Source organism: Bradyrhizobium sp. 26S5 (assembly GCF_036923295.1).
Classification (GTDB): Bacteria; Pseudomonadota; Alphaproteobacteria; order Rhizobiales; family Xanthobacteraceae; genus Bradyrhizobium; species Bradyrhizobium septentrionale.
Window position 1 is genome coordinate 7,729,981 of sequence record NZ_CP145948.1, and the last position, 12,588, is coordinate 7,742,568.

At 63.7% G+C, this 12,588-nt stretch carries 11 protein-coding genes, 1 tRNA gene and 1 pseudogene; 7 read left to right on the top strand and 6 right to left on the bottom strand.

Annotation, left to right across the window (positions count from 1 at the left end):
* Nucleotides 1-3: 3 nt before the first annotated feature.
* The 5 genes and pseudogenes from V5279_RS36435 to V5279_RS36455 form a co-directional block, all read right to left on the bottom strand.
* Nucleotides 4-1,614 carry an acyl-CoA synthetase gene (locus tag V5279_RS36435; protein WP_338701585.1) on the bottom strand — a complete coding sequence of 537 codons (1,611 nt, stop codon included), beginning with the start codon at nucleotides 1,612-1,614 and terminating at the stop codon, nucleotides 4-6.
* A 57-nt stretch (nucleotides 1,615-1,671) separates the two neighbouring features.
* Nucleotides 1,672-3,191: pseudogene (locus V5279_RS36440) on the bottom strand (FAD-dependent oxidoreductase).
* An 80-nt stretch (nucleotides 3,192-3,271) separates the two neighbouring features.
* Nucleotides 3,272-3,739, bottom strand: coding sequence for a hypothetical protein (locus V5279_RS36445; protein WP_338691802.1), 468 nt, complete (start codon nucleotides 3,737-3,739; stop codon nucleotides 3,272-3,274).
* 15 nt (nucleotides 3,740-3,754) lie between these two features.
* Entirely contained in the window at nucleotides 3,755-4,210 is a 456-nt protein-coding gene (locus tag V5279_RS36450; RefSeq protein ID WP_338691803.1) for a GatB/YqeY domain-containing protein, read from the bottom strand.
* Nucleotides 4,211-4,268: 58 nt separating this feature from the next.
* Nucleotides 4,269-4,970 carry an alpha/beta hydrolase gene (locus tag V5279_RS36455; protein WP_338691804.1) on the bottom strand — a complete coding sequence of 234 codons (702 nt, stop codon included), beginning with the start codon at nucleotides 4,968-4,970 and terminating at the stop codon, nucleotides 4,269-4,271.
* A gap of 160 nt (nucleotides 4,971-5,130) precedes the next feature.
* Here V5279_RS36455 and carA point away from each other — a divergent pair, with 160 nt between their 5' ends.
* The 5 genes from carA (at nucleotide 5,131) to V5279_RS36480 (ending at nucleotide 10,792) form a co-directional block, all read left to right on the top strand.
* Nucleotides 5,131-6,324, top strand: coding sequence for a glutamine-hydrolyzing carbamoyl-phosphate synthase small subunit (carA, locus tag V5279_RS36460; protein ID WP_338691805.1), 1,194 nt, complete (start codon nucleotides 5,131-5,133; stop codon nucleotides 6,322-6,324).
* A 186-nt stretch (nucleotides 6,325-6,510) separates the two neighbouring features.
* Complete coding sequence (locus V5279_RS36465) at nucleotides 6,511-7,008, top strand: PaaI family thioesterase (protein ID WP_338691806.1); 498 nt, start codon at nucleotides 6,511-6,513, stop codon at nucleotides 7,006-7,008.
* A 139-nt stretch (nucleotides 7,009-7,147) separates the two neighbouring features.
* Nucleotides 7,148-8,248 (top strand): mandelate racemase/muconate lactonizing enzyme family protein, encoded by a 1,101-nt coding sequence (locus V5279_RS36470; protein ID WP_210297527.1) that lies wholly within the window; start codon nucleotides 7,148-7,150, stop codon nucleotides 8,246-8,248.
* A 71-nt stretch (nucleotides 8,249-8,319) separates the two neighbouring features.
* A complete protein-coding gene (locus V5279_RS36475; protein ID WP_166303705.1) occupies nucleotides 8,320-8,841 on the top strand; it encodes a cupin domain-containing protein in 522 nt (173 codons plus the stop codon).
* Nucleotides 8,842-9,328: 487 nt separating this feature from the next.
* A complete protein-coding gene (locus V5279_RS36480; RefSeq protein ID WP_166303702.1) occupies nucleotides 9,329-10,792 on the top strand; it encodes a DUF1254 domain-containing protein in 1,464 nt (487 codons plus the stop codon).
* A gap of 106 nt (nucleotides 10,793-10,898) precedes the next feature.
* Here V5279_RS36480 and V5279_RS36485 read toward each other — a convergent pair whose 3' ends face one another.
* Nucleotides 10,899-11,426 carry a Dps family protein gene (locus V5279_RS36485; protein ID WP_166303699.1) on the bottom strand — a complete coding sequence of 176 codons (528 nt, stop codon included), beginning with the start codon at nucleotides 11,424-11,426 and terminating at the stop codon, nucleotides 10,899-10,901.
* Between the two features lie 123 nt (nucleotides 11,427-11,549).
* Here V5279_RS36485 and V5279_RS36490 point away from each other — a divergent pair, with 123 nt between their 5' ends.
* A complete protein-coding gene (locus V5279_RS36490) occupies nucleotides 11,550-12,239 on the top strand; it encodes a class I SAM-dependent methyltransferase (protein WP_338691807.1) in 690 nt (229 codons plus the stop codon).
* A gap of 77 nt (nucleotides 12,240-12,316) precedes the next feature.
* Nucleotides 12,317-12,392, top strand: a tRNA-OTHER gene (locus V5279_RS36495).
* Nucleotides 12,393-12,588 lie beyond the last annotated feature (196 nt).

Genomic DNA, 12,588 nt, shown 5'->3' on the forward strand with positions numbered 1-12,588 from the left:
AACTTATCCCAGCGCCCGCAATTCCCTTCGCAGGACTTTTCCCGTCGCCGTCATCGGCAGGCTGTCGGCGAACTGCACGAAGCGCGGATATTCGTGGGCGGCGAGCTGGATCTTGACGAACTCCTGGATCTCGCGCGCCAGTGCGTCGCTCGGCGCGTAGCCCGGGCGAAGCACGATCCAGGCCTTGATCGACTCGGTGCGGATCGGATCGGGGATGCCGACCACTGCAGACATCGCAACCGCCGGATGCTTCATCAGCGTGTGCTCGATCTCGGACGGGCCGACGCGATAGCCAGCTGTGGTGATGACGTCGTCCTCGCGGCTGACGTACCAGAAATAGCCGTCCTCATCCTGCATGCCGAGATCGCCGGTCAAAAGGAATTCGCCGGCATATTTCTTACGCGTCGCCTCAGGATTGCGCCAGTACTCGATCATGGTGCAGGGGCATGGCTGGCGGACGCCGATGATGCCGCGCTGTCCGCGCGGCAATTCCTCGCCCTTGTCGTTGACGATGCGGACGTCGAAGCCGGGCGTGGCGCGGCCCATCGAGCCCGGGCGGATCGGAAACAAATTGGAGTTGCTGCCGATCACGAGATTGCATTCGGTCTGCCCGAACACCTCGTGGGCATCGATGCCGAAGGTATCGCGCACCCAGCCAAGCAATTCGCCGCCGAGCGACTCGCCGCCGGTGAAGATGCTGCGCAGCTTGACGCCCGAATTTTTCACATCGGCCTGCCGCATCAGTTTCAGCGCGGTCGGCGGCAGGAACACGTTGCGGATGCCGAGCTCGGCCATCATCTGCATCGCCGCCTGCGGCTCGAACTTGCGGGCGCGGTGCCCGACCATCGGGATGCCGTGGTACCAGAACGCGAACAGGCCGTTGATCAGGCCGCCGATCCAGGCCCAGTCGGCCGGCGTCCACATCAGATCGCCCGGCTTGGGGAGGAAGTTGTGGCACATCTCGACATTGGGCAGATGGCCGAGCACGACGCGATGCGCATACAGCGCGCCCTTCGGATTGCCCGTGGTGCCCGAGGTGTAGATGATCAGCGCAGGATCGTCTGCCGATGTGTCGACGGTGGCCAACTCGGGAGATGCCGATCCGATCGCGCCCCAGAAAGATTTTGCGCCGGCCGGCGTCTTTTCGCCGACGATGTAGACGCTCTTCAGCTCGGGCAGGCGATCGCGGATCTTTGCGACCTTCTGCCAGCCGACCTCATCGGTGATGATGGCCTTGGCTGCGGAGTTCGACAGGCGGAAATCGAGCGCATCTTCGCCGAACAGTGCGAACAGCGGGATCGAGATCATCGCCGCGCGGAATGCCGCGAGATGCGCGACCGGCAGTTCGAGCGATTGCGACAGGAACACTGCAACGCGGTCGCCGCGCACCAGGCCGTCGGCTGCGAGCACATTGGCGAAGCGGCGCGAGGCGTCCGCGACTTCGTCGAACGAGGTACGCGCGGTGCCGCCATCCTCGTCGACATAGACCAGCGCGAGCCGGCCGGTGCCGTCCGCATGACGATCGCAGCAGGCGGTCGCCATGTTGAAGCGCGCGGGAACGTCCCAGCGAAAGTTGCGATAGAGCTCGTCGTAGGTTTTGGCTTCCTGAAGCATGGCTACAGAGTAGACCATCGCCGTCAGACCACAAACCCCTCCTTGAGGGGAACGCGGTCAGGCTGCCGCCCGCTCCATTGCGACCTCGACCTTGAGGCTTTCGAGGTCGCGATAGATCGACGCGACCGCGAGCACGCGCCCGCCGCGCTTGTAGCAGAGCACGCAATCCCTCGCGGCAATGCTGCCGTCCACCGCGATCTCGTCCCACTGTTCGGCGTGGCCGACATAGTTGATCGGCACGTCGTAATGCTGGCTCCAGAAGAACGGCACCGCGTCGAAGACCTCGCGGTGCCCAAGCATATTCCGCGCGGCGGTCTGGCCCTGGCGCTCAGCCACCACCCAGTGCTCGACCCGGATATTCTCGCCGCTGTGCCGATCGGGCCAGCGCGCGATATCGCCGGCCGCGTAGATGCCGGAAACACTGGTCTCGAGATAGGCGTCCACGTTCACGCCGCGATCGATTGCGAGCCCAGCCCCTTCCGCCAGCGCCAGCCGCGGCTTCACGCCGACACCGACCACGACGAGATCGGCATCAAGCACGGGCCCACTCTTCAGGCGGGCGCGGTTGCCGTCGATCGCGGTCACGGTGTCACCGAGGTGGAATACGACGCCATGTTCTTCGTGCAGCGCGCGGACGAAATCGCCCATGTCAGGCCCGAGCACGCGCTCCATCGGCCGCTGTTCCAGCCCGACCACGTGAACCTCGATCTCCCTCGCGCGCAACGAGGCGCAACCTCGAGCCCGATGAAGCTTGCACCGATCACAACCGCGCGGCGTGCTCCGCTGGCCGAGGCGATGATCGCCCGGCAATCGTCGACGGTGCGCAACACATGAACGTGGGGCTGGTCCGCGCCCGGGATCGGCAGCCGTACCGGCTCCGCGCCGGTCGCCAGCAGCAGCCGGTCATACGGCAGCGCTTCGCCGCCGGCGAGCACGACATTGCGGCGGCCGGCGTCGATCGACTTGACCTCGGTCCCGAGTTTTAGCTCGATCGCCGCGTCAGCATAGAAATTGTCCGGCTTCAGCGGTAGCCAGTCTTCCGGCGCGCTGCCCGCGAGGAAGTCCTTTGACAGGTTCGGTCGATCCACCGGCGGCGCGGCCTCGCCGCTCAGCATGACGATGCTGCCGCGATAATCCTGCCGTCGCAGCATTTCGGCCGCGGCAAAGCCTGCCGCGCCTCCGCCGACAATCACGATCCTGCCGGGTGCATCGACCGGGCCCTTGATGCGGGGCTTCGGCTGCTCGCGCTTCTCCCGCACGATGATGCGATCGCCCTCGCGCTCGACCTTCCAGACGGCGAGCGCGTTGAGCGCGGGCGCGGCGGTCGCTTCACCGGTGCGAACATCAAAACAGGCGTGATGCCAGGGGCAATGGACAGTCTCGCCCTCCACCAGGCCTTCGGCGAGCGGGCCGTGGTAATGGCTGCAATGAGCATCGATGGCGAAGATATCCGCCCCCGAGCGCACCAGCAGCACGTCCTCGTCGCCGACATGGCCGAGCAACATCGTGCCCGGGAATTCGGAGAGTGCCACGCCTTGTGTCAAATCTGGACCGGAAGGGGCTTGCTGATCGGCCATGGCCTATCTCCAGTTTATCCAGAACTTCACCCCGATGGCGCCGCTTTCACGGGGCCCCGCCCCTTTTCGGCAAACTGATATCAGCTTCCCTGCATATAGCGGACCGGGTTCTCCTTATCCGCCTTGAAGATGTCGGCGGCCTCGGTGAACAGCGCCGCAACGGCAGGCGCCTTCAGATCAACAAACGCCTCAAAGCTGAAATTGTTGCCGCCTGTCCGCAATGCGCCGAGCTGGCCGGCGTAGCAGGACACCAGCGGCTTGCCGCCACGGGTCAGCGCGACATAGACGCTGATATAGTTCTTCTGCAGCGCCACCCCGATCACGGGCCACGTTGCCGTCTTGCCGGATTTGATCGCATAGCGAAACTGGCCGTAGCCGATCATGCACATGCGCATGCCGGCCTCGCCGGCCGGCGAGCCCGCATGAAAGTGCCGCTTCAGCGAAGGCGCGGCCTTTCGCATCACCGCATGCAGTTGTTCGAAATCCGCGGTCCGGGCGGGATCAAAGGCGAGGTAGGCTTCCAGACTGTCCGCGGCGACACGAAACATCGGAAGCCTCCGCCGCTATCCCGCAAGCGCCGCCTTCACCAGGCCGCTGGCCTTGCCGAAATCCATCTGGCCGGCATACTTCGCCTTCAGCGCCCCGATCACCTTGCCCATGTCCTTGATCCCGGCGGCACCGGTCTCGGCGATGATGGCCGAGATCGCGGCCTTCACGTCGTCGTCGGACATCTGCTTCGGCAGATAGGCGGAGATCACCGCGATCTCCTCGCGCTCCTGGGCGGCGAGCTCGGCGCGGCCGCCCTTGTCGTAGAGCTCGACCGACTCCTGGCGCTGCTTGATCATCTTCTGCAACAGGCCGAGCAGGTCGGCGTCCGCAAGCGGCGGCTTGCCCTGCCCGCGCGCGTCGATATCGGCGTTCTTGATGGTCGAATTGACCATGCGCAGCGTGGAGAGCTTGCGCTCGTCCTTTGCCTTCATCGCTTCCTTGACCGCAGTATTGATGTCGTCGCGCAGCATCTCGGTGTCCTTAAACTGGCAATTCCCTCATGTAGGCAGTTTGCAGCTGCCGAACAACCTAGTTGCGCAACCATTCGACCAGCGCGTCGGCGCAGGCCTGCGGCTGCTCCAACTGCGGAAGATGACCGCAATTGGCGAGCACGACGAGCTTGGCCCCGGGAATGCCGTTGGCCATCTCGTCCGACAGCGCGTTCGGAACGGTGTTGTCGGTGTCCGATGTCAGCACCAGGGTCGGGCACTTGATCCAGGCCATGCTCGGCCGCGAATCCGGCCGGCCGAGCACCGCGTTTTGCTGGCGGATGAAGGCCTCGGCGCCGACGTCCTCGCTCATGTCATTTACAATCTGGCGCAGGCTTGCGTCGCCCTGCCGCGACGGATGCACGAAGCCCGGAAACAGCTCGTCGACCACGCTCCGGTATTGGCCGCCTCTCGCGCGCTCGATCATGCCACGGCGGCGGGCGGTCGCTTCCGGCGTGTCGGCGCGCGCCTGGGTGCTCATCAGCGCCAGTTTCGCCACCCGCTCCGGCGCCTGCCGCATGATCTCGAAGGCGATGTAGCCGCCCATCGAGTGCCCGGCGAGCGCGAAGCGCGGCGGCGCCTCGGCCAGGATGCGGCGGGCGATCGCCCCCATATTGTCGTCCCTGACGTGGTTAGCGACCGTGACCGGCCCGAACCGCCACAGCGCCGGGATAACCGGGGCAAAAATCCGCGGCGAGCAGATGAGGCCCGGGACGAGCAGGATCGGCATCGTGTTGTCCATGCGGGGCTCCGGATCGGGTTATTTTCGGCAAGCAAACGGCCGCTTCAGGGAACTTTAGATTAAAAGGCCGTTCCGGCCTGTCAAATCGACCGGGATTGCCGTGTGAATCCGCGCCGTTTCGCTTTGACGCCGCAGGGTGCGGCGACTATTTAAAGGGCTCATGACAACCCCTGAAAACGCTCCCGCCTGGCCGGACCATAAACCGACCGCGCTCCTTGTGCTCGCCGATGGCACCGTGCTGGAAGGTTTTGGCCTCGGCGCGGAAGGCCACGCCGTTGGCGAAGTCTGCTTCAACACCGCGATGACCGGCTATGAGGAGATCCTCACCGATCCGTCCTATGCCGGCCAGATCATCACCTTCACCTTCCCGCATATCGGCAATGTCGGTACCAACGAGGAAGACATCGAGACGGTGAACATGGCCGCGACGCCCGGTGCGCGCGGCGTGATCCTGCGCTCGGCGATCACGGATCCTTCAAACTACCGCGCCACCCGCCACCTCGACCAGTGGTTGAAGGCCCGCGGCATCATCGGCCTCTCCGGCATCGACACCCGCGCGCTGACCGCGCTGATCCGCTCCAAGGGCATGCCCAATGCCGTGATCGCGCATGCCAGGAACGGCGAATTCGACCTGCACGGCCTGAAGGAAGAGGCCCGCGAATGGCCTGGCCTCGAGGGCATGGACCTGGTGCCGATGGTCACCTCCGGCCAGCGCTTCACCTGGGATGAAACGCCCTGGGAGTGGGGTAAAGGCTTCGGCCAGCAGACCGCTCCGGAATTCAATGTGGTCGCGATCGACTACGGCATCAAGCGCAACATCCTGCGCCTGCTCGCCGGCGTCGGCTGCAAGGTCACCGTGGTGCCGGCGACGACCACAGCCGAAGATATCCTGGCGATGAAGCCGGACGGCGTGTTCCTGTCGAACGGCCCCGGCGATCCGGCCGCGACCGGCAAATATGCGGTGCCGGTGATCCGGAAAGTGATCAATTCGGGCACACCGACCTTCGGCATCTGCCTCGGCCATCAGATGCTCGGCCTCGCCGTCGGCGCCAAGACCATGAAGATGCATCAGGGCCATCATGGCGCCAACCACCCGGTCAAGGACGAAACCACCGGCAAGGTCGAGATCACCTCGATGAACCACGGCTTCGCGGTGGACCAGGCGACGCTGCCTGCTGGCGCGACCCAAACCCATATCTCGCTGTTCGATGGCTCCAATTGCGGCATCGCGCTCGACGGCAAACCGGTGTTCTCGGTGCAGTACCACCCCGAGGCCTCCCCAGGCCCGCGCGACTCGCACTATCTGTTCCAGCGGTTTGCCGATCTGATGCGGCAGAACAAGCGCGCGGCGTAAGGTACTCTGCAGGCCATCTCCAAGATCGTCATGCCCGGGCTTGTCCCGGGCATCTACGTTTTTGGCGCCCAAGACGCGGATGGCCGGGACGAGCCCGGCCATGACGACGTGCTATGTTGCTTAGCGCCTTGGCAGGATGGCGCGTTGTTTATGACCAACCACGATCAAATCACGGGAAATGCCCACATGACCGACAGCGCCGCCCCGAAGCCGGAATACGGCGTCTCCTCGCTGGAGGTGATGGCGTCGATGTCCGGGCTCGACTTCGTGCGCGGCATCTTCGCCCGCACCCTGCCGGAGCCGCCGATCATGGAGAACGTCGAGCCGTTCGACTGCACCGCCGAGACCGGCCATGTCGTGATCCACAGCGTGCCGGGCCTGCGCCACTATAACCCGATCGGCTCGGTGCATGGCGGCTACGCCGCGATCCTGCTGGATTCCGCGATGGGGCTCGCGGTGCAGAGCACGCTGCCGAAGGGTTTTGGCTACACCACGCTGGAGTTCAAGATCTCCTTTGTCCGCGGCATGAGCCAGGACACCGGGACGATCCGCACCGAGGGCCAGGTGCTCAATGCCGGCCGTCGCGTCGCAACTGCTGAAGCGCGCATCACCGACGACAGGGGCAAGCTGATCGCGCATGCCACGACAACCTGCCTGGTGTTCGAACTTCCCAGGAATGGCTGAAGGCAATCGCGTCTTGGCATAAGGTCTTGGCGCATTGGAGGCATGACGAACAGCGCTGGATTGGCGCCGGCGTTCTGTGATTGAGTTTCCGTCTCCGAGATCAGGCAAACCTGATCCGGCCAGAAAAGGGAAACGCCCGATGATGTCAGCCAGTTCAGACATGACCATCCGCGACATCCGTGTCACGATGCTGCGGCTCCCCTGGGCCGATGATCGCTGGCTGAAGGGCGCAGCGCTGGGTGAGACGCGCGACATTCTGATCTGCGAGGTCGAGACCGCGGGCGGCATCACCGGCATGGGCTATCTGTTCGTGTTCCGCCCGGCGATGAAGTCGATTGCGGCCTGTCTGGACGAGTGCATCATCCCGCGCGTGAAGGGCAAGGACGCCACCGCGATCGAGGCGATCTGGCGCGATCTGTGGACGGCGACGATGACCTATGGCCGCGGCGGCATCGCCGCGATGGCGATGTCGGCGCTCGACATCGCGCTGTGGGACGCGGTGGGGAAGCGCGCCGGCCTGCCGCTGCACCGGCTGTGGGGGCATTATCGCTCCGAAATCCCGATCTACGGCTCCGGCTGCTTCCGCGGCGCCGGCGGCGACGGCATGATCGAGAAGGCGCTGCATTTCGTGAAGCAGGGCTACAAGGCGATCAAGATGCAGGTCGCGCATGTTCACACGCCCGCGCAAGACCTCGACAATGTGCGCCGCATGCGTGAGGCGCTCGGGCCCGACATCGACATCATGATCGATGTCAACATGGGCTGGAGCGCCGATGTCGCCATCGAGATGGGACGCAAGTTCGAGAAGTACGATATCTACTGGCTCGAGGAGCCGGTGCCGGCGGACGATTTCGCCGGCTATCAGCGTATCGCGGCGGCACTCGACATGCGCGTCGTCGGTGGCGAGACCCATTTCACGCGCTACGATCTGCGGCCGTTCTTTCTCAATCCTTGCCTGCCGATCCTGCAACCCGACCCGATGCGCGGCGGCATGACGGACCTGCGCAAGATCGCAGCGCTCGCGGACACCTTCGGCATCACCATCGCGCCGCATCTGTTTCCCGAACTCAATGTGCACCTGCTGGCCTCGATTCCGAACGGCATCTGGTGCGAGAACATGGCGCTGATCGACGACCTCTGGGTTGATCCGCCGGAGGTTGCCAATGGCATGATCACGGCGCCGGAACGGCCCGGGCACGGGCTCAGATTCAAGGACGAGGTCCTGAAGTTCAAGATCTAGCGGGAACGGTTTCCGGACCGACGGCTTGGTTTGTCCGGAGACCACTGCCCTCAAAACCACGGAGAGCCACCATGTCGGTCGTCAGGCCCGATGCCGAACCCCTGACCTTTGTCTTTCAGGACGACGGCCTGGTGCCAAACAATCCGATGCCGTTCCTGGTCTACAAAGGCGCGATCGACGTCCGCAAGAATCCCGAGGCCACGATCGAGCAGCTGTTCGGCGGCAATGGCTGGGGCGCGATGTGGCGCAACGGCGTCTACGACTTCGCGCATTACCACGCCACCGTGCACGAGGTGCTGGGCGTCGCCCGCGGCAGCGCGCGCGTGCAATTCGGCGGCGCGCACGGGCGAGCGCTGGAGATCGCCGCCGGCGACGTCGCCATCCTGCCGGCCGGCACCGGACATCAATGCCTGGCGGCGAGCGACGATTTCAGCGTCGTCGGCGCCTACCCGCCGGGCCCGCCGATGGATCTGCAGCGGCCGACGCCGGAGAACCACGCCAAGGCGCTGAAGACGATCCCGCTGGTGGCGACCCCCGCGACCGATCCGGTGATGGGCAAGAGCGGGCCGCTGCTGCAGCTGTGGAAGCAGTAGGATGATTGTCGAACGGGCTGCTCTTCCCTTCTCCCCCTTGGAGAAGGTGACGGGATACAGGCAACTTAAATTGATAATCGGAATTGCATAGCCCAATCTTTATGCGTGCGACGTTTTTGCGCGCTCAACGGTTTCCCGAAACGGGGCCGCTGACCATTCGGCCTGTCGCCATATTGAGCGCTACTCGCTCCCGCTTCCTGGCCATGCTAGAGTGCCACGCGTGGAGGTAGTGCAGGCCCTCTTCAACGTTAAGCCTGCTGGCATCACTTTTCCAAGAACCTTGATTTAAATCAGCATGCGCCGCGGCGATTTATGCCGCTGATGACACGTTAAGACACGCGATTCATCTGCGGGAGTTACAGACTTCCGCGTCCACTGCCGCATTTCTTGCAGGAGCAATGGAGGTCATACGCATCACCTGACGGCATCCGATGCTCCGCGCTTCCCACAAGCAACCACAACAGACATCAGAAGAGGAGAATTCGATATGTTTCGAGGAATTCTGACGCTGACATTGTCTCTCTGCATCGGCACCGCGGCCGCGCCTGCAGCGCTGGCCCAGACGGCCCCGGCAATCAACGAGCAGGAGGCGCACGCGATCGCGGTGGACGCCTATATTTACTTCTACCCGCTCCTGACGATGGACATCACGCGAAAGCAGTTCACCAACGTCGAGCCCGGCAAAGACAGCTTCAAGGGCCCAATGAACACCTTCGTCAACGTGCCCGAATACCCACCGGCGAATTTCAAGGGCGTGGTGCGGTCCAACTTCGATACGCTCTATTCCGTTTCATGGCTGGACATGACCAAGGAGCCGATTGTCGTCTCCGTTCCCGATACCGATGGACGCTTCTATTTGCTGCCCATGCTGGACATGTGGTCGGATGTGTTCGCCTCACCCGGCTGGCGCACCACGGGGACCAAAGCGGGGACTTTTCTGGTGACGGCCCCGGGCTGGCGGCCCGATCTGCGCGACAGGTTTGCGGAGGAGTTCAAGCTTCCGAAGGACACCCAGCGCATCGACGCGCCGACGCCTTACGTCTGGGTCATCGGCCGCACCAAGACGGACGGCCCGCCGGATTATGATGCGGTCCACAAGATCCAAGCCGGTTACAAGGTCGCGCCTCTTTCCGAATTCGGCAAAACGCCAAAGCCGATCGAGGTCAGGATCGATCCCGGCGTCGATATGAAGACGGCGCCAAAGCTGCAGGTCGACACAATGTCGGCCGGCGTCTACTTCGCGCAGGCCGCCGAGTTGCTCAAACTTCACCCGCCGCACATCACCGATGAGCCGATCATCGCGCAGATGAAGAAGATCGGCATCGAGCCCGGCAAGAGCTTTGAAATCAGCAAGCTCGACCAGGTCCTGCAACGGGCACTGGAGACAGCGCCGCAGGACGGGCAGAAGCTGATGGCGTGGAAGGTGCCGACGCTGGCGCGCGTTGTGAACGGCTGGTCGATGAACACCGACACGATGGGTGTTTACGGCAACTACTACTTGAAGCGTGCCATCGTCGCGCAGGTCGGGCTAGGCGCCAACCTGCCGGAGGACGCTATTTATCCGCTCAATCTCGCCGACAGTACCGGCAAACCGCTCGACGGCGCCAACAAGTATACGATCACGTTCGAGAAGGGCGCCACCCCGCCGGTCAATGCCTTCTGGTCGATCACGCTCTACGACCAGGACGGATTCCAGGTCGGCAACCCGCTGAACCGGTTCGCGGTCAGCAGTTGGATGCCGTTCAAATCCAACCCGGACGGTTCGCTCGAACTTTACTTCCAGAACGAGAGTCCGGGCGCGGACAAGGAAGCCAACTGGCTTCCGGCGCCAAAAGGAGCCTTCAATCTGACCATGCGCCTCTACGGTCCGAAATCGGAGGCGCTGACCGGAAAGTGGAATCCTCCGCCGATCGAGAGATCGCAGACGACGGTGGGTCTGTCGGCTCAGTAAGCTTCAACCGCACTGACCGCTGCCGAGCGGCAAGACGGCGAGTTTAGCGAAGCAATCCGGAGCAAAACAGCTCTGGATTGCTTCCTCGCGGGTGTGGGCGCGCAGCTTACGCGGCGTTGCTGCCTTCCTGGCGGCTGGCCTCGAACAGGAACCAGGTGCGCCGCTCGGTTTCGTCGATAAAGGTTTCGAGCAGGCCGGCGGTGCCGGAATCCTCGTGGTCGTCGGCGATCTTGTGCGCCTTGCGCATCGCTGCCGCCATATGCTTGTTGTCCTCCATCAACTCGCGCAGCATCTCGCGCGGCGGCACATAATCCTCGTCATTGTCCTTGACGGTCTGGTGCCTGGCGATGTCGCCGATCGACCTCAACGTCGCGCCGCCGAGCTTGCGCACCCGCTCGGCGAGCTGGTCGGTGGTGGCGAAGATCGCATCCGACTGCTCGTCCAGCAACAGATGGTAATCATGGAAATGCCGGCCGCTGACGTGCCAGTGGAAATTCTTGGTCTTGAGGTAAAGCGCGAAGGCGTCCGCCAGCAGCGTATTGAGCGAGGCCGAGATCGTGTCCACCGCAGCCTGCGGCAGGTCGCTCGGCGTGTCGAGGTCGGGGGAGATCTTGTCAGTCTTGGCTTTGCTCACGTTGGACCTTCCTGTTAGGAACCCGTATTTCGGCGCATTGAACATTGGCCGCCGGACCGCTAACGCATCATCAGCCCACCCGTTCCTGGGGCCAGGAACCCGTTCTGCCGGATACCAAACGCGATGGATGAATGGATCGATTATTACGATTCCACGCATACGATCTATGCAAGCCGACTGCACCGCGACCTGCATTTCCAGGTCATCGCAAACGACATCGTCGGCTACATCACCTCACCCGACGCGGTGGTGCTGGACTATGCCTGCGGCGAGGCGCTGTCGGCCACCAAGGTCGCCAATGCCTGCGCCCGGCTCTATCTGGCGGAGCCGGCGCCCGGCGTCCGCGGGCGCCTGGTCGCGCGTTTCGCGCACGACACCAGGATCCGCGTTCGCTCGCTCGATGATCTGAAGAACATGGAGGCGGATTCGATCGACCTCGTGGTGATGAACTCGGTGGCGCAATACATGACGCCGCAGGAGCTCGACAACGCATTCGACGTGATCCACCGCCTTCTGAAACCGACGGGCCGCTTCGTGCTCGGCGACATCCTGCGGCCTGAGGTCGGCATGCCCAGGGACGTCGTGGCGCTGCTGCGCTTTGCGGCGACCCACGGCTTCCTGCGCGATGCCTTGATCGGACTGGCTTCAACCGCACTGTCTGATTACCGGCAGTTGCGCACCAAGATCGGGCTGCAGCGCTACCGCGAGGACGAGATGATCGCGAAGCTCGGCGCCGCGGGGTTCAGCGCAACGCGCGCGCCGCGCAACATCGGACACAATCCGTGGCGGATGACGTTCGTGGCGCACCACTGATCAAGGGTTGCACCAAATATTAACCTTAACCAAAGGTAAACGTGGCCGGCCCTGAAATAATCGGCAATGATCCACTCGGCCCGGTGGCGGAAGCGTCGACGCGGCAGTGGTGCAACACTGTTTATCCTGGTTCAAATCCAGGCCGGGCCTCCACGCTTCGCCCTGACGGGCTACGCGTGGCGCAGCCACGCTGGACCGGCGGGGCAAAGCGTGTCCGGCGTAGCTTGAGCCTAGCGAAAGCGTAGACGGACTGGGCAGCGAGCCCGCAGGGCGAAGCCGGGCCCCGGCAAGCCCTCCCCGCATCCCGAGCCTCCCCAATGGGCCTCCCTTCAATGAGGAATTTCCCCCA